Consider the following 15,460-nt stretch of genomic DNA (forward strand, 5'->3'; position numbering starts at 1 on the left):
ATTGAGCTTGGCATGTTGGTCGCCCGCTGGCCGACAGGCAGGACGTTACTTTCACCCCCTCACCAACGAGGGGACCACCGGAGTGAACGTCTTGAAGCCACACTTGCAAACCACCATATGGACGCTGCTGGAGGCCAACGCCAGCCAGCGAGAGATCGAGCGGGTCACAGGTATCTCCCGTCACACCATCCGCGCCTACCGGCAACGCTTTGCGGCCGAACGGGCAAACTGCCCCGGGGTGGCCACCGGCTCTGAGGCGGTGGCCAGTCAAACTGCCCCACCCCGGCCACCGGCTCCTGCTGTTGCCCCTGCGCCACTGGCCTCCTCCCTGTGCGAACCCCACCGTGAGTTCATCCAGGCGCAGTTGCGTCTCAAGCGCAACGCCATGGCCATCTTCCAGGACCTGGTCGACCAGCACGGCTTTGCCGGCCAGTACAACTCCGTCAAACGCTTCGTGGCCCGACTGCGCCAGAAGGAGCCCGAGCAGTTCGACCGCCTGAGCTTCCTGCCCGGCGAGGAGATGCAGGTCGACTACGGCGAAGGCGCTCCCACCCGGGTGCCGGGTTCTGATCGGTACCGCAAACCCCGCCTGTTCGTGGCCACGCTGCGCTACTCGCGGGCAAGCTTTCGCTGCGTGGTCTGGAAGTCCAGCCACCAGATCTGGGCCGAGCTGCACGAGCGGGCCTTTCGCTTCTTTGGTGGTTGCCCCCAGTACGTGGTGCTGGACAACCTCAAGGAAGGCGTCATCACGCCCGACCTGTACGAACCCGAACTCAACAAGGTCTACGCTGCCACCCTGGCGCACTACCATGTGGTGGCCGACCCAGCCCGGGTACGCGACCCCAACCGCAAGGGCACGGTCGAGCACGCTATCGGCCACACCCAGGCCACGGCCTTGAAGGGCCGGCGCTTCGAGTCCATCGAGGCCCACAACGAGTTCCTGGCGCACTGGGAGAAGAACTGGGCGGCCAAGCGCATCCACGGCACCGAGCGGCGCCAGGTGCAGGCCATGTTCGAGGAAGAACGCGCCTACCTCAAGGCGCTGCCGCTGTTGGGCATGCAGTATTTCAGCGAGGTCGAGCGCACGGTGTGCGATGACAGTTGCGTGCGCGTCGCGCACAGCAGCTACGCCGCGCGCCCGGCGGCCATCGGATCGAAGGTGCTGGTGCGCATCTACGCCCAGCGCATCGAGATCCGTCAGGCCAGCACGGGCGATCTGCTGCGCACCCACCCCAAGGCCGAGCGTCCTGGCTCTGTCGTGCTGCCCCAGGACGAGCGGGTGTTCAACCCCTCGCGCGAGACCCGCTACATCCTGCGCCAGGCCAGCGAGATCGGCGAACATGCGGCCCGTCTGTGTGAGCTGCTCTTTGCCATCGAGGGGCGGGTCGGGCAGCGCAAGCTCTGGGGCATCGTGGCTCTGGTGCGGCGCTACCCGGCCCACTGCGTCAACGCCGCCTGTGCCCAGGCCCTGGAGCAGGGCATCTACAGCTACAAGCGCGTGCTGGCTTTGAGCGAGGGTCTTTTTGCCCAGGCGCTCGCCGCCATTGAAGCCCATGCCAGCGGTGACAACGGCGCGGTGCTCACCACCCCAGAGCTGACCCAGCAGCACGGGCTCATCCGCGATGTCGATGAGTACGGTGATCTCTTCGCGCACGCCGCAGCCACGGCCACGGCAACCGTATCCAGTACCACCGCTGCCACCACCACCGCACCGGGGAGCCTGGCATGAACCTGGCCGAGATCGAACGCGCGCTGCGCGAATTGCGCCTCTCGGGCATTGCCGAGACCCTGTCGACCCGCGTGATGCAGGCCCAGGCCAGCCAGGAGCCGTTCCTGGAGACCTTCGCCGCCATGCTGCAAGACGAGCTGGACCGGCGCCGAACGCGCCTGATGGAGCGCCGCTACAAGCGCTCGGGGCTGGATGAGAAGGTCACGCTGGCCGACTTTGACTGGCGCTTCAACCCCAAGCTGCCCAGATCGGCCTGCTTTGAGCTGCACACGCTCAAGTTCATCGCAGAGGGCGCCAATGCACTGATCGTGGGCAAGCCCGGCACGGGCAAGAGCCACTTGGCCAAGGCGGTGGCCTACCAGGCCACGCTGGCCGGTCACGATGTGCGCTATCTGGAGGCGGACACCGAGTTTGGCCGCTACGCGCTGGGCAATGCCACCGAGCGGGGCTCACTGCTCAAGGAGTGGGTGCAGCCCGACCTGCTGGTCCTGGATGACCTGTTCCTGGCGCGGCGCATCAGCGAGCACGCCGCCGAGGTGTTGCAGGCCATCGTGCACCAGCGCTACAAGTTGCGCAGGTCGATCGTGGTGACCTCCAACCGGGTGGTGCAGGACTGGGGTAAGTATCTGGGCGACGCCACCATGGCCACCACCATCCTGGACCGCCTGATGCACCGCTGCGCGATGCTGGAATTCGAGGGCAAGAGCTACCGCCTCAAGGAGGCCGCCGCGCGCATCGCCATCAGCCCTGAAGCCTCATAATTCGACCGTCCTGCCTGGAGCAGTTTGACCGGCCACAAGTGGGGCAGTTTGGGGTGGCCATCGGGGGCCAAGGCCGCAACCGACAAGGACGAGGACTGGATGTAGGCGCGGGTGGCGGGGGTTGTGGTGGCGTTTTTGTGTAGGCGAATAATCATGGTTGAGCGCTCCGGAGGTTGTCGATCAGCTCTCGCATCACTGCGCGACTAACGAAGAGTGCACGACGCGAAGGATCTATGCAATCGTCCGGAACCCTACACCTACGAGGCCTGGCGCGCCTGGTACGACACCACGCCCGACACTCCCTGCATCGCCATTTGCCCCCGATGGCCACCCCAAACTGCCCCACTTGTGGCCGGTCAAACTGCTCCAGGCAGGACGGTCGAATTATGAGGCTTCAGGGCTGATGGCGATGCGCGCGGCGGCCTCCTTGAGGCGGTAGCTCTTGCCCTCGAATTCCAGCATCGCGCAGCGGTGCATCAGGCGGTCCAGGATGGTGGTGGCCATGGTGGCGTCGCCCAGATACTTACCCCAGTCCTGCACCACCCGGTTGGAGGTCACCACGATCGACCTGCGCAACTTGTAGCGCTGGTGCACGATGGCCTGCAACACCTCGGCGGCGTGCTCGCTGATGCGCCGCGCCAGGAACAGGTCATCCAGGACCAGCAGGTCGGGCTGCACCCACTCCTTGAGCAGTGAGCCCCGCTCGGTGGCATTGCCCAGCGCGTAGCGGCCAAACTCGGTGTCCGCCTCCAGATAGCGCACATCGTGACCGGCCAGCGTGGCCTGGTAGGCCACCGCCTTGGCCAAGTGGCTCTTGCCCGTGCCGGGCTTGCCCACGATCAGTGCATTGGCGCCCTCTGCGATGAACTTGAGCGTGTGCAGCTCAAAGCAGGCCGATCTGGGCAGCTTGGGGTTGAAGCGCCAGTCAAAGTCGGCCAGCGTGACCTTCTCATCCAGCCCCGAGCGCTTGTAGCGGCGCTCCATCAGGCGCGTTCGGCGCCGGTCCAGCTCGTCTTGCAGCATGGCGGCGAAGGTCTCCAGGAACGGCTCCTGGCTGGCCTGGGCCTGCATCACGCGGGTCGACAGGGTCTCGGCAATGCCCGAGAGGCGCAATTCGCGCAGCGCGCGTTCGATCTCGGCCAGGTTCATGCCAGGCTCCCCGGTGCGGTGGTGGTGGCAGCGGTGGTACTGGATACGGTTGCCGTGGCCGTGGCTGCGGCGTGCGCGAAGAGATCACCGTACTCATCGACATCGCGGATGAGCCCGTGCTGCTGGGTCAGCTCTGGGGTGGTGAGCACCGCGCCGTTGTCACCGCTGGCATGGGCTTCAATGGCGGCGAGCGCCTGGGCAAAAAGACCCTCGCTCAAAGCCAGCACGCGCTTGTAGCTGTAGATGCCCTGCTCCAGGGCCTGGGCACAGGCGGCGTTGACGCAGTGGGCCGGGTAGCGCCGCACCAGAGCCACGATGCCCCAGAGCTTGCGCTGCCCGACCCGCCCCTCGATGGCAAAGAGCAGCTCACACAGACGGGCCGCATGTTCGCCGATCTCGCTGGCCTGGCGCAGGATGTAGCGGGTCTCGCGCGAGGGGTTGAACACCCGCTCGTCCTGGGGCAGCACGACAGAGCCAGGACGCTCGGCCTTGGGGTGGGTGCGCAGCAGATCGCCCGTGCTGGCCTGACGGATCTCGATGCGCTGGGCGTAGATGCGCACCAGCACCTTCGATCCGATGGCCGCCGGGCGCGCGGCGTAGCTGCTGTGCGCGACGCGCACGCAACTGTCATCGCACACCGTGCGCTCGACCTCGCTGAAATACTGCATGCCCAACAGCGGCAGCGCCTTGAGGTAGGCGCGTTCTTCCTCGAACATGGCCTGCACCTGGCGCCGCTCGGTGCCGTGGATGCGCTTGGCCGCCCAGTTCTTCTCCCAGTGCGCCAGGAACTCGTTGTGGGCCTCGATGGACTCGAAGCGCCGGCCCTTCAAGGCCGTGGCCTGGGTGTGGCCGATAGCGTGCTCGACCGTGCCCTTGCGGTTGGGGTCGCGTACCCGGGCTGGGTCGGCCACCACATGGTAGTGCGCCAGGGTGGCAGCGTAGACCTTGTTGAGTTCGGGTTCGTACAGGTCGGGCGTGATGACGCCTTCCTTGAGGTTGTCCAGCACCACGTACTGGGGGCAACCACCAAAGAAGCGAAAGGCCCGCTCGTGCAGCTCGGCCCAGATCTGGTGGCTGGACTTCCAGACCACGCAGCGAAAGCTTGCCCGCGAGTAGCGCAGCGTGGCCACGAACAGGCGGGGTTTGCGGTACCGATCAGAACCCGGCACCCGGGTGGGAGCGCCTTCGCCGTAGTCGACCTGCATCTCCTCGCCGGGCAGGAAGCTCAGGCGGTCGAACTGCTCGGGCTCCTTCTGGCGCAGTCGGGCCACGAAGCGTTTGACGGAGTTGTACTGGCCGGCAAAGCCGTGCTGGTCGACCAGGTCCTGGAAGATGGCCATGGCGTTGCGCTTGAGACGCAACTGCGCCTGGATGAACTCACGGTGGGGTTCGCACAGGGAGGAGGCCAGTGGCGCAGGGGCAACAGCAGGAGCCGGTGGCCGGGGTGGGGCAGTTTGACTGGCCACCGCCTCAGAGCCGGTGGCCACCCCGGGGCAGTTTGCCCGTTCGGCCGCAAAGCGTTGCCGGTAGGCGCGGATGGTGTGACGGGAGATACCTGTGACCCGCTCGATCTCTCGCTGGCTGGCGTTGGCCTCCAGCAGCGTCCATATGGTGGTTTGCAAGTGTGGCTTCAAGACGTTCACTCCGGTGGTCCCCTCGTTGGTGAGGGGGTGAAAGTAACGTCCTGCCTGTCGGCCAGCGGGCGACCAACATGCCAAGCTCAATGCATCAGGTCACCACTGGTCAGGTGGAGCAATTTGGGTGGCCATAAGTGGAGCACTTTGGGTGGCCGCCGGGGCCATTTGCTCCACCAACCAAGGCGACGCGGTGTGCAAAGGCTGTGGCCGCACCCACGACGAGGTGACGCGCTGGCCCGAGATGACACCAGGCGAAAAGCGCGCCGTCTGGCGCCGCATCACCTTGGAGGATAGCGCCTGGCGCTTCAACGTCTATGCCGAGCGCGCGGTGGAAAACGCCGCTCAGACGCGGCGCGCGAGCCGCGACGCCAGCCCCGTGTAATCGGCAGGGGTCAGGGCCAGCAAGCGCTGCTTGTCCGCGTCGGGGATCTCCAGCGTCGCAATCAGCGCATGCAACGCCTCGGCCGTCACGCGCTGCCCGCGCGTGGCGGCCTTGAGCTTTTCGTAAGCGCCGGGCACGCCGTGCAGCCGCATGACGGTCTGGATCGGCTCGGCCAGCACCTCCCAGGCGTCATTCAAGTCGGCAGCCAGCGTCGGCGCATCGAGCTCGAGCTTGCCTAGCCCCGTCAGCAGCGACTGGTGCGCCAACACCGCATACCCTAGCGCCACGCCCATGTTGCGCAGCACGGTGGAGTCGGTCAGGTCGCGCTGCCAGCGGCTGATGGGCAGCTTGTCGGACAGATGGCGCAACAGCGCGTTGGCCAGCCCCAGGTTGCCCTCGGCATTTTCGAAGTCGATCGGGTTGACCTTGTGCGGCATGGTGCTCGAGCCGATCTCACCCGCCTTGAGCTTTTGCCGGAAGTAGCCCAGGCTGATGTAGCCCCAAATGTCGCGCGCCAAATCGATGAGGATGGTGTTACTGCGTGCCACCGCGTCGAACAGCTCGGCCATGTAGTCGTGCGGCTCGATCTGGATGCTGTAGGGCTGAAAGGCCAACCCCAGCCCGATCGGCGCCTCGGGCGGGGTATCGGGGCCCGGCGCCGGTGTCTCGACGACGCGGCGCGCAAACGCCTCCCAATCCACCTCGGGGCAGGCAGCCACGTGCGCGTTGTAGTTACCCACGGCCCCGTTCATCTTGGCCAGCAAGCGCACCTGGGCGATGCGCTCGCGCGCAGCTTGCAGGCGCACCACCACGTTGGCCAGCTCTTTGCCCACCGTGGTGGGGCTGGCGGTCTGGCCGTGCGTGCGGCTCAGCATCGGCTGCTCGGCCCAAGCGTGGGCAAACTCGCGCAGGCGGTCGATGATCGCGTCCAGCCCCTGCAGCAGCACGGCGCGGCCGGCTTGCAATTGCAGCGCATGGCTGGTGTTGTTGATGTCCTCGCTGGTGCAGGCAAAGTGCACGAACTCGCCCACCCGCTGCAGCTCGGGCCAGCCGGCAAACACCCCGGGCACCCCCAACTCGGCGTGGCCGCGGATCCAGTACTCGACCGCTTTGACGTCGTGGTTGGTGGTTTTTTCGATGACCTTGATGGCGGCGGCGTCGGCGGGAGAGAAGTCGCGCACCACGCGGCGCAGGTGCGCGCGCGCCGCAGGCGACAATGGCAGAAACTGCGGCAGCCCCAGGTCGCTCAGGCACTCGAACCACGTCAGCTCCACCTGCACGCGCCGGTGCATGAAGCCGTATTCGCTGAAAATCGGGCGCAGGGCGGCCAGCTTGGGCGCGTAGCGGCCATCCAGGGGCGACAGCGCCGTCAGCGCGGCGTGCCCTGCAAGTGAATCGTCAGGGTGGGCTTGCATAGTGGCCCGATTGTAGGCGCGCCCACTGCCACACCCTTGGCAGCGCACTCAGCAACCCGGTCGCCAAATCCCTACAATCGGCTCCCCACCCAGTGTCAACCCAACGACGTCATGAAGCTCAAACTCATCGGCAGCCTCACCAGCCCCTACGTGCGCAAGGTCCGCATCGTCATGGCCGAGAAAAAGCTCGACTGCCAGTTCGAGCTGGCCGACCCGTGGGCCCCGGACACCACGGTCACGGACGCCAATCCCCTGGGCAAGGTGCCGTGCCTGGTCATGGAAGGCGGCGAGGCGGTGTTCGACTCGCGCGTGATCGTCGAGTATCTGGATACTCTGTCGCCGGTGGGCAAGCTCATCCCCGCCACGGGGCGCGAGCGCGCCGAGGTCAAGACTTGGGAGGCCCTGGCTGACGGGTTGCTGGACGCTGCCATCACCGCGCGCATGGAGCAGGTCTGGCCGCAACGCGCCGACCACCAGCGCTGTCAGGCCTGGATCGACCGCCAGCTGGAGAAAATCCAGCGCGCACTCAAAGCCATGAGCCTGGGGCTGGGTGACCGCCCCCACTGCCACGGCATCCACTTGAGTCTGGCCGACATCGCCGTCGGCGTCGCACTGGGGTATCTGGACTTTCGCTTCCCCGCCATCGACTGGCGCAGCGCGTACCCCAACTTGGCACGCTTGCACGAAAAGCTGCAACAGCGGCCCAGTTTTGCGGACACGCTACCGCCGACTTAAGGTCAATAAAAAGGTACCGCGAAGCACCCGCCGAGCCAACAGGAGGAGGAGGGAGGAGGAGAACCGCCTCGGCAGGCTGTCCAGCCAGTCCGGGCAACCACCAGACCGACCGGGCTTCGCGGTACGTGCAACTCTGCCACCAACCACTGCTGTGAATGGCACAGGGGCCAAAAAGTTCCCTTCAGCCCTGCGGCAGCCACAACTCGGCGCGCAACCCACCGAGTTCTGACTCCAGCAGACGAAGCTCTCCGCCATAGAGCGCAGCCGTCTCGCGCACGATATCCAGGCCGAGTCCGCTGCCGGGTACACGCTCATCGGCCCGTATCCCGCGGGCCAGCACCGCCTCGCGCAGCTCAGGCGCGATGCCTGGCCCGTCGTCCTCGATCGCGAGCACGATCCGCCCACCATCACCCTGCACCGAGATCCGCACGGCTCGCCGGGCCCATTTGCACGCGTTGTCCATGAGGTTGCCGGCCATTTCTTGCAGATCCTGGGTCTCACCCGCAAAGTAGACGGGCGGCTGCGGCCATCGCAGCTCCCATCGCACCGGCGGCTCCCCCTCACGGCGGGCATGAACCTTATCCATCACCCTCAACAACCCCTGTAGCACCGGCACGACCGCCGTGCGCCGCGCAGCCCCGGCGGCCCCGGCCGCTCGGGCACGGCGCAGGTGCCAGTCCACCTGGTCGCGCACCGCCTGCACCTGCTCTTGCCATTGGCGACGCGCGTCCTCGCCGGGCCAGGTGGCCTCTTCCGCCAACGCCACCATGGCCGCTAGCGGCGTTTTGATGGCATGCGCCAGATTCCCGGTCAGACGCCGGGCTCGCTCCACCACCTGTTCGTCGTAGGCAAGGGTGCGGTTGAAATCCTGCACCAAGGGCAGCACCTCGGTCGGGAAGGAACCCTCCAGGCGTGTGACTTGTCCCTGGTGCACCCGCTGCAGCGCGGCCTGCAAGGCACGCAGGGGTTTCAGGCCTATGTTCACCTGTATCCCGAGCGCAGCCATCAACACCGCACCAACCACGCCGAGCGCCAACGCCAGGCTTTCGCGAAACGCGTCCATCGCGTCCAGCAGCTCGCGCTGATCCGCGGCCACGGCCACCCGCCAGCGACCCCCGGTATCCGACCATTGAACGGTGCGCTCCATGACGCGCAACGCCTGCCCTCCCGGGCCAACCAGATCGTGCCAGTGCACCGTGCCATCGGCCAACTCGTCAACGGGAAGCGACAGCCGCTCGTCCCACAGCGAGCGCGACCGCAACCACGGCTCCGGCTGCACGTCGCCGGCGCGCTGCACCTGAAAATACAACCCGCCGTACTGACGGGACCAGCGCGGATCGGCCAATTTCCCATCCAACTGTGGCGAGCCGGCCTCGTCGGGATGTAACGAAGCCAGGACGTCGATCCAGTGATCCTGCAGCCTGGCCTCGAACTGTGCGCGCACATGACGCTCGAACAGATGGACCACGACCCAGCCCGCCGACGCCAGCGTCAGCCCCAACACCAGCAGCGACAGCAGCCACAGGCGCCAACGCAAGGACCGCAGCACACCGCCCCCGTCAATCGCGGACGGCGCGCGGCGCGGATACCGCCGTCGCGGTGGTATCGATCAAACGGTACCCCACGCCCCGCACCGTTTCGATGGCACCCGGCGGCAGCTTACGCCGCAGCCGCGCCACGAATACCTCAATCGTGTTGGAGTCCGGCTCCTCATCCCCGCCGTACAAACTCTCGAGCAACACGGCACGCGAAACGACCTGAGAAGCACGCAACATCAGTTGCTCCAGCACCCGCCATTCCTGCACCGTCAGCGGCAACGGGTCATCGCCGATGTAGGCCCGGTGGTGGCGCGTGTCGAGGGTCACCCGACCGCAGCGCAAAATGGGGCTGGACACCCCATTGGACCTGCGAATCAGGGCACGCAGCCGGGCCAGCAACTCCTCGGTGTGGAATGGCTTGACCAAATAGTCATCGGCCCCTGCATCGATACCGGCCACCTTGTCATGCCACGAGTCACGGGCGGTCAAAATCAGCACGGGCGCGCCCACCCCTTCGTGGCGCCAACGCTGCAGCACGGTCAGCCCGTCCAGCTGCGGCAACCCCAAGTCCAGCACGATGACGTCATAACGCTCGACGCCACCCTGAAACCACGCCGTCTTGCCATCGGCCACCCAATCGACGCGCATGCGCGCTTGCTCGAGCGCACGACGCAGCCGATCGGCAAGCACGGGATCGTCCTCGACCAACAAGACCCTCATCGCCGCCTCTTTTGAGCCTTTTCCTTGAGTAGAACCAGCTGTCCGTCGCGCGCATCGACATGGTACTCGTGCAAACGCCCGTCGACCCGCAGCACCTTGAACTCGTAGACCCAGCGGCCATCTTCGCGCTCGAGCTCGATTTCGATGATCTCACCGTCCAGTCGCGGCTGGACCCGGACCAAGATCACATGCAAAGGCAGGATCTCCCCCGCCAACATGGCGCGGCGGGCGCGTTCGTGGTCCGGGCCATCGCTCGCCTGCACCGCCGACATGGTGCAGCCGACCAGGGTGACCGCCAGCAGCCCTGCCCTGCATCGCGAAGCAGACAGACGCAACGCACGGTAGTCGTGGAACCGAATCATGCGTCGATGGTACCGGTATCGCCTGAACGAGACCTGAATCTTGGATCGACATCGACTTCAGCCCACGTTCATGTGGTGACGCGCAAACTTCGCGGCGTGGGCCATGGCTCACCTTCCGTACCCAACCTGTATCAAGGAGCTTTGATCATGCGAACCGTCACGATGCTCATGACGACCGTCCTGCTGGGATTTGCCAGCACCGCCTTCGCTGGCCCCAAGTGCAGCGCCCCCAAGGACCAATGGATGAAGGAAAGCGATTTTCGCGCCATGGTTGAAAAAAAGGGCTATCAGATCAATAAGTTCAAAGTCAGTTCTGGCCAGTGTTATGAAATCTATGGCCGGGATGCCAACGGCAAAAAGGTCGAAATCTATTTCGACCCGGCCACCGGCAATGAAGTGAAGCGCAAAGATTGATCCGGCACGGAGGGCTCATCATGCAACGACCTGCCACCGTCTACGTCTGGGACCCCTTCGTTCGCCTCTTTCACTGGTCACTGGTGACCGCCGTGGTGCTCAACCAGTTCGTTTGGGAGGAAGGCGACACCGCCCACGAGTGGACCGGCTACACCGCGGCGTTGTTGGTGGCCCTCCGGCTGCTGTGGGGTCTGATTGGCACTCGCCATGCTCGGTTTTCTGACTGGTGGCCCACCCCTAGCCGCCTGCGCGCGCACGCGCAAGGACTGCTGACCGGGCACCCGGAGGAGTCCGTGGGGCACAACCCCCTAGGCGCACTCATGATGCTGACGCTCATGGCACTCGTGCTGGCGCTGGCGCTGACGGGCTGGCTGCAGACCGTGAACGCCTTCGAGGACGCGGCAGAGTGGGCAGAGGAGCTGCACGAGGCGCTGGCAAATGCACTGCTGGCGCTGGCGGCGGTTCACGCGTTGGCCGCCGTCATCATCGGACGGTGGCAACGTGTAACCCTGGTGCGCGCCATGGTCACGGGCTTCAAGCGCTTTTATTGACGCGGTGCGTGCGAGCGCCCGCCTCGTACCAACCGTTGGTGCGGTTGACCAACGCCACCACCGCCAGCATGACGGGCACCTCGATCAGCACACCGACCACGGTGGCCAGCGCCGCGCCGGAGTCGAAGCCGAACAAGCTGATGGCCGCGGCCACCGCCAGCTCGAAGAAATTGGACGCGCCGATCAGCGCCGAGGGACACGCCACCGCGTGTGACTCGCCCACCACCCGGTTGAGCCAGTAAGCCAGCGAAGCGTTCAGCGCGACCTGGATCAGGATCGGAACGGCCAGCAACGCGATGACTAATGGCTGGCGCAGGATCTGTTCGCCCTGAAAGGCAAACAGCAGCACCAACGTCAGCAGCAGCGCCGCGATCGACCACGGGCCGATGCGCTGCAACGTGCGCTCCAACGCCTGGGGTCCACGCGCCAGCAACCGCCGGCGCCACACCTGCGCCACGATGACGGGGATGACGATATACAGCCCCACCGACACCAACAGGGTCTGCCACGGCACGGTGATGGCCGACAGGCCGAGCAGAAACGCCACGATGGGGGCAAACGCGACCACCATGATGGCGTCGTTGAGCGCCACCTGGGTCAGGGTGAACAACGGGTCGCCGTTGCTCAGGCGACTCCAGACGAACACCATGGCCGTGCAGGGCGCGGCAGCCAGCAGAATCAACCCCGCCACGTAGCCGTCGATCTGATCCGCCGGCAGCCAGGGGGCAAAGAGCTCGCGCACGAACAGCCACGCCAGCAGCGCCATCGAAAACGGCTTGACCATCCAGTTGACGAACAGCGTCACGCCAATGCCGCGCGCGTGCTGGCGCACCTGGGCCAGCGCGCCGAAATCGACCTTGAGCAGCATGGGAATGATCATCACCCAGATGAGGACGCCCACCGGCAGATTGACCTGCGCCACCTCCAGCCGCGCGACGGCCTGAAACACGCCCGGCAACCATTGCCCCAACGCAATGCCCACCACGATGCACAGCGCCACCCAGACCGTGAGATAGCGCTCGAACACGCTCATCGGCGCGCCAGCGGCACGCTTGGCCGTCACCTCGCACTGGGCGCTCATGGCTGGCTCCTGTCGGTGGCGTGCGAGGCCTCGTCGTCGGCCACCTGCTGCGCCCAGCGTTGCAAGGCCTCAGCTCCCTGCCCCCACGGCCAACCCTGCAACAGCCGCTGCAGCCGCTGCGACAGGCGGTCGCGCACCGCGCGAAACGCCTGCAGCTTGACGGCATCCGGCGCATCACCCGCCGACGGATCAGGGTAGCCCCAGTGCACGCGCGCCGGGTGCCCGGGCCATACCGGGCAGACCTCGCCCGCGGCACTGTCGCACACGGTGATGATGAGGTCCATCACCGGCGCACCGGGGGCCGCGAACGCATCCCAGCGCTTGCTCGACAGGCCGTCGGTGGGCACGCCGCGCTCGGCCAGCACCTGCAGCGCCAGCGGGTGGGGCTGCTGCCCGGGACGCGGGCTGCTGCCCGCGGAGTAGGCGCGCACGCGGCCATCGGCGAGATGGTTGAGCAGCGCCTCGGCCAGGATACTGCGCGCCGAGTTGTGGGTACACAAAAAGAGTACGTTGGCGCAATGATTCATCACTCCCCCCTGTCAACACAACAGCTGGTCGACGGGGCATGGCCCACGGGCGGGGTCGCACAGCACGCCGCCGCAGGCTCGCACGCCGCTTCGCGAAACACTGGAATATTCTCCAGGGTGTGGAAATGCTCCCACGCCACACCCTGCGGATCGGTCACCCAGTGCTTTTGACTGCGCGCGTAGCAACAAGTGGTCTCTCCCTCATCTAGCAAGGCCATTTCGGCCGCACGTGCACGGGCTTTCAGGGCATCCAATTCCGACGCGTCGTCGACCTGCAGGCCCAGATGATCGACCCCAGGTGACGCCCCTCGGGTGGAAATGGCGAAATTCAGCCGCGGGTCTTCGATCACCCACTTGGCATAATCGCGCTCGACCCGTGCCGGCTGAGCATCAAACAGTTTCGAGTAAAAGGCAATGCTCTCGTCGAGATCCTTGACGTGCAGGTGAACGTGGAACCGTTTCATGTGTTTCTCCGATCAAACGGGGGTCGAGGAAGGAAGATCAGTCACCGCACAGCGCCGAGACGGGCACCGCTGGACAGACGCCGCCCGCACAGCAGTTCTCTGTGAGATAGGCGAGCACATCTCGCATGGTGTCGAATGCCGCCCGGTAAATCAGGTGGCGCCCGCGGCGCTCCTGCGTCACCAAACCAGCATGCAACAGCTCCTTGAGGTGAAATGACAGGGCACTCGGCGAGACCTCCAGCGCTTGCGCCAGGGTTCCGGGTGTCACCCCCTCGGGACCAGCGACCACCAGTGCGCGAAAGAGGCGCAAGCGGACCGGCTGGGCCAAAGCCATCAACGCCTGCAGCACTTGAGTTTCCGTCAACATATTTCAATGATACATTATTTATCGAAATATTGTATAGAAAAAGTTGCCATCGCTCTGGACACAGCCCGAACGGGCGCACCTGCAGCCGGCGTTTTCAACGCGTGCGCGCCTGCCGCACCGCATGTTCCCACTCGGCCATGCGCGCGGCGGCCTGCCCGCGATCCATCATGGGCTCGAACACCCGCTCCGCCCGCCACAGGGCGGTCAGATCGTCCAGCCCCGTATACACCCCGGCCTGCAACCCGGCCAGATAGGCCGCGCCCAGCGCCGTGGTCTCGATCACGGCGGGCCGCACCACCGGAATGCCCAACAAATCGGCCTGAAACTGCATCAGCAGATCATTGGCCGCAGCCCCGCCGTCGACACGCAGCTCCGCCAAGGGCCGGCCACCGCTGTCGATCGCATCCTGACTCATTGCCTGCAGCAGCGCCGCACTTTGAAAAGCAATGCTCTCCAGCGCCGCGCGCGCGATGTGCGCCATGGTGGTGCCGCGCGTCAGCCCGGTGATGATGCCGCGGCAGTCCGGATCCCAGTACGGCGCGCCCAGGCCCGTGAACGCCGGCACCAGCACCACGCCACCGGCATCGGGCACGCTCTCGGCCAGCGCCTGCACCTCGCGGCTGGCGCGGATGGCGTGCAGGCCATCGCGCAGCCACTGCACCACCGCGCCGCCAATGAAGACGCTGCCCTCCAGCGCGTACTGTGCTGGCCCGGCCAACTGCGCCGCTGCCGTCGTAATGAGGCCGTGGCGGCTCGCATGAAAGCGCGTGCCATTGTGCATCAGCATGAAACAGCCGGTGCCGTAGGTGTTCTTGGCCATACCCGGCCCGAAGCAGGCCTGCCCAAACAAGGCGCTTTGCTGGTCGCCAGCGACCCCGCCGATGCGCACCGGACCGCCCAGCCACTGCGGGTGCACCTCGCCAAACTCCGCGCTCGACGGCAACACGCGCGGCAGCATCGCCACAGGAATGTCCAGCGCTGCCAGCAGCTCATCGTCCCAGCGTTGCGTGTGCACGTTGAACAGCATCGTGCGCGAGGCATTGCTGACATCGGTCACATGCGCCGCGCCACCGGTGAGCTGCCAGATCAGCCAGGTATCGACGGTGCCAAAAGCCAGCTCTCCGGCTTCGGCCTGCGCGCGCGCACCCGGCACGTGCGTCAGGATCCACTGCAGCTTGGTCGCCGAGAAATACGCATCGATGCGCAGGCCCGTCTTGTGCAGAATGGTGTCGGCCAGCCCACGTTCGCGCAGCGCGGCGCACAGCGGCTCGGAGCGGCGATCCTGCCAGACGATGGCGTTGGTCACCGGCTCGCCCGTGCGGCGGTTCCACACCACCGTCGTCTCGCGCTGGTTGGTGATGCCCACCGCGCGGATGTCGCCAGCCGTCAACCCCGCGCGCGCCAGGGCCTCGCGCGCCGTCTCCAGCTGCGTCGTCCACAGGTCGCGCGGGTCGTGCTCCACCCACCCGGGCTGCGGGTAGATCTGGCGAAACTCACGCTGGGCCATCGCCACCACCCGGCCCGCCGGGTCGAACACGATGCTGCGCGAACTGGAAGTGCCCTGGTCCAGGGCGAGTAAGTAGCTCATCGAAGACCTCGCTTATCACTACATCGAGTCGCTCAGGAAC

The 15,460-nt window shown here is 66.0% G+C and carries 16 protein-coding genes and 1 pseudogene; 6 read left to right on the top strand and 11 right to left on the bottom strand.

Annotation, left to right across the window (positions count from 1 at the left end):
* The first annotated feature begins 82 nt into the window (after positions 1-82).
* Together istA (ACPYIS_RS02085) and istB (ACPYIS_RS02090) are read left to right on the top strand one after the other, a co-directional pair.
* Positions 83-1,729, top strand: coding sequence for an IS21 family transposase (gene istA, locus ACPYIS_RS02085; protein WP_424894389.1), 1,647 nt, complete (start codon positions 83-85; stop codon positions 1,727-1,729).
* Positions 1,726-2,490: an IS21-like element helper ATPase IstB gene (gene istB, locus ACPYIS_RS02090; protein ID WP_045786199.1), complete on the top strand. Its 765-nt coding sequence runs from the start codon at positions 1,726-1,728 to the stop codon at positions 2,488-2,490. The genes istA (ACPYIS_RS02085) and istB (ACPYIS_RS02090) overlap by 4 nt, the downstream gene beginning before the upstream one ends.
* 384 nt (positions 2,491-2,874) lie before the next feature.
* Here istB (ACPYIS_RS02090) and istB (ACPYIS_RS02095) read toward each other — a convergent pair whose 3' ends face one another.
* Together istB (ACPYIS_RS02095) and istA (ACPYIS_RS02100) are read right to left on the bottom strand one after the other, a co-directional pair.
* Positions 2,875-3,639 carry an IS21-like element helper ATPase IstB gene (istB, locus tag ACPYIS_RS02095; RefSeq protein ID WP_045786199.1) on the bottom strand — a complete coding sequence of 255 codons (765 nt, stop codon included), beginning with the start codon at positions 3,637-3,639 and terminating at the stop codon, positions 2,875-2,877.
* Positions 3,636-5,282, bottom strand: coding sequence for an IS21 family transposase (istA, locus tag ACPYIS_RS02100; protein ID WP_424894389.1), 1,647 nt, complete (start codon positions 5,280-5,282; stop codon positions 3,636-3,638). The genes istB (ACPYIS_RS02095) and istA (ACPYIS_RS02100) overlap by 4 nt, the downstream gene beginning before the upstream one ends.
* Positions 5,283-5,436: 154 nt before the next feature.
* Here istA (ACPYIS_RS02100) and ACPYIS_RS02105 point away from each other — a divergent pair.
* Positions 5,437-5,658: pseudogene (locus tag ACPYIS_RS02105) on the top strand (DUF1289 domain-containing protein); the annotation flags it as partial.
* On the opposite strand, the gene purB reads toward ACPYIS_RS02105, so the two are convergent.
* Entirely contained in the window at positions 5,619-7,073 is a 1,455-nt protein-coding gene (purB, locus tag ACPYIS_RS02110) for an adenylosuccinate lyase (RefSeq protein ID WP_424858609.1), read from the bottom strand. The pseudogene ACPYIS_RS02105 and the gene purB overlap by 40 nt on opposite strands.
* Positions 7,074-7,184: 111 nt before the next feature.
* Between purB and ACPYIS_RS02115 the strand changes: the two genes are divergently transcribed.
* The gene (locus tag ACPYIS_RS02115) at positions 7,185-7,808 is read left to right on the top strand and encodes a glutathione S-transferase N-terminal domain-containing protein (protein ID WP_314227583.1); all 624 of its coding nucleotides are present in this window, start codon (positions 7,185-7,187) and stop codon (positions 7,806-7,808) included.
* 181 nt (positions 7,809-7,989) lie between these two features.
* Here ACPYIS_RS02115 and ACPYIS_RS02120 read toward each other — a convergent pair whose 3' ends face one another.
* From ACPYIS_RS02120 to ACPYIS_RS02130, 3 genes are read right to left on the bottom strand one after another with little or no spacing between them, the layout of a single operon-like run.
* A complete protein-coding gene (locus ACPYIS_RS02120; RefSeq protein ID WP_424858608.1) occupies positions 7,990-9,357 on the bottom strand; it encodes a sensor histidine kinase in 1,368 nt (455 codons plus the stop codon).
* Positions 9,358-9,367: 10 nt separating this feature from the next.
* Positions 9,368-10,066 carry a response regulator gene (locus ACPYIS_RS02125; RefSeq protein ID WP_299019112.1) on the bottom strand — a complete coding sequence of 233 codons (699 nt, stop codon included), beginning with the start codon at positions 10,064-10,066 and terminating at the stop codon, positions 9,368-9,370.
* Positions 10,063-10,428, bottom strand: a complete 366-nt coding sequence (locus ACPYIS_RS02130; protein ID WP_424858607.1) for a PepSY domain-containing protein — start codon at positions 10,426-10,428, stop codon at positions 10,063-10,065. Before ACPYIS_RS02130 ends, ACPYIS_RS02125 begins: the two co-directional genes overlap by 4 nt.
* 147 nt (positions 10,429-10,575) lie before the next feature.
* Here ACPYIS_RS02130 and ACPYIS_RS02135 point away from each other — a divergent pair, with 147 nt between their 5' ends.
* On the top strand, positions 10,576-10,842 hold the full coding sequence (locus ACPYIS_RS02135; protein WP_299019116.1) for a PepSY domain-containing protein: 267 nt from the start codon (positions 10,576-10,578) through the stop codon (positions 10,840-10,842).
* Between the two features lie 20 nt (positions 10,843-10,862).
* Positions 10,863-11,393, top strand: a complete 531-nt coding sequence (locus tag ACPYIS_RS02140) for a cytochrome b/b6 domain-containing protein (RefSeq protein ID WP_299019117.1) — start codon at positions 10,863-10,865, stop codon at positions 11,391-11,393.
* Here the strand turns inward: ACPYIS_RS02140 and arsB are convergent.
* The 5 genes from arsB to glpK all read right to left on the bottom strand — a co-directional run bounded on the left by arsB (position 11,377) and on the right by glpK (position 15,420).
* Positions 11,377-12,474 (bottom strand): ACR3 family arsenite efflux transporter, encoded by a 1,098-nt coding sequence (gene arsB / locus ACPYIS_RS02145; RefSeq protein ID WP_425973803.1) that lies wholly within the window; start codon positions 12,472-12,474, stop codon positions 11,377-11,379. The two genes, ACPYIS_RS02140 and arsB, sit on opposite strands and share 17 nt — an antisense overlap.
* Positions 12,471-13,001, bottom strand: coding sequence for an arsenate reductase ArsC (locus ACPYIS_RS02150; RefSeq protein WP_299019122.1), 531 nt, complete (start codon positions 12,999-13,001; stop codon positions 12,471-12,473). Before ACPYIS_RS02150 ends, arsB begins: the two co-directional genes overlap by 4 nt.
* The gene (locus ACPYIS_RS02155) at positions 13,001-13,465 is read right to left on the bottom strand and encodes an ArsI/CadI family heavy metal resistance metalloenzyme (RefSeq protein ID WP_299019124.1); all 465 of its coding nucleotides are present in this window, start codon (positions 13,463-13,465) and stop codon (positions 13,001-13,003) included. The genes ACPYIS_RS02150 and ACPYIS_RS02155 overlap by 1 nt, the downstream gene beginning before the upstream one ends.
* Before the next feature lie 37 nt (positions 13,466-13,502).
* On the bottom strand, positions 13,503-13,832 hold the full coding sequence (locus ACPYIS_RS02160) for an ArsR/SmtB family transcription factor (RefSeq protein ID WP_424858606.1): 330 nt from the start codon (positions 13,830-13,832) through the stop codon (positions 13,503-13,505).
* Positions 13,833-13,926: 94 nt separating this feature from the next.
* Positions 13,927-15,420 carry a glycerol kinase GlpK gene (glpK, locus tag ACPYIS_RS02165; protein ID WP_299019126.1) on the bottom strand — a complete coding sequence of 498 codons (1,494 nt, stop codon included), beginning with the start codon at positions 15,418-15,420 and terminating at the stop codon, positions 13,927-13,929.
* Between the last annotated feature and the right edge of the window lie 40 nt (positions 15,421-15,460).

This window comes from Tepidimonas sp. HKU78 (assembly GCF_049860815.1).
In the GTDB taxonomy this organism is placed as follows: Bacteria; Pseudomonadota; Gammaproteobacteria; order Burkholderiales; family Burkholderiaceae_C; genus Tepidimonas.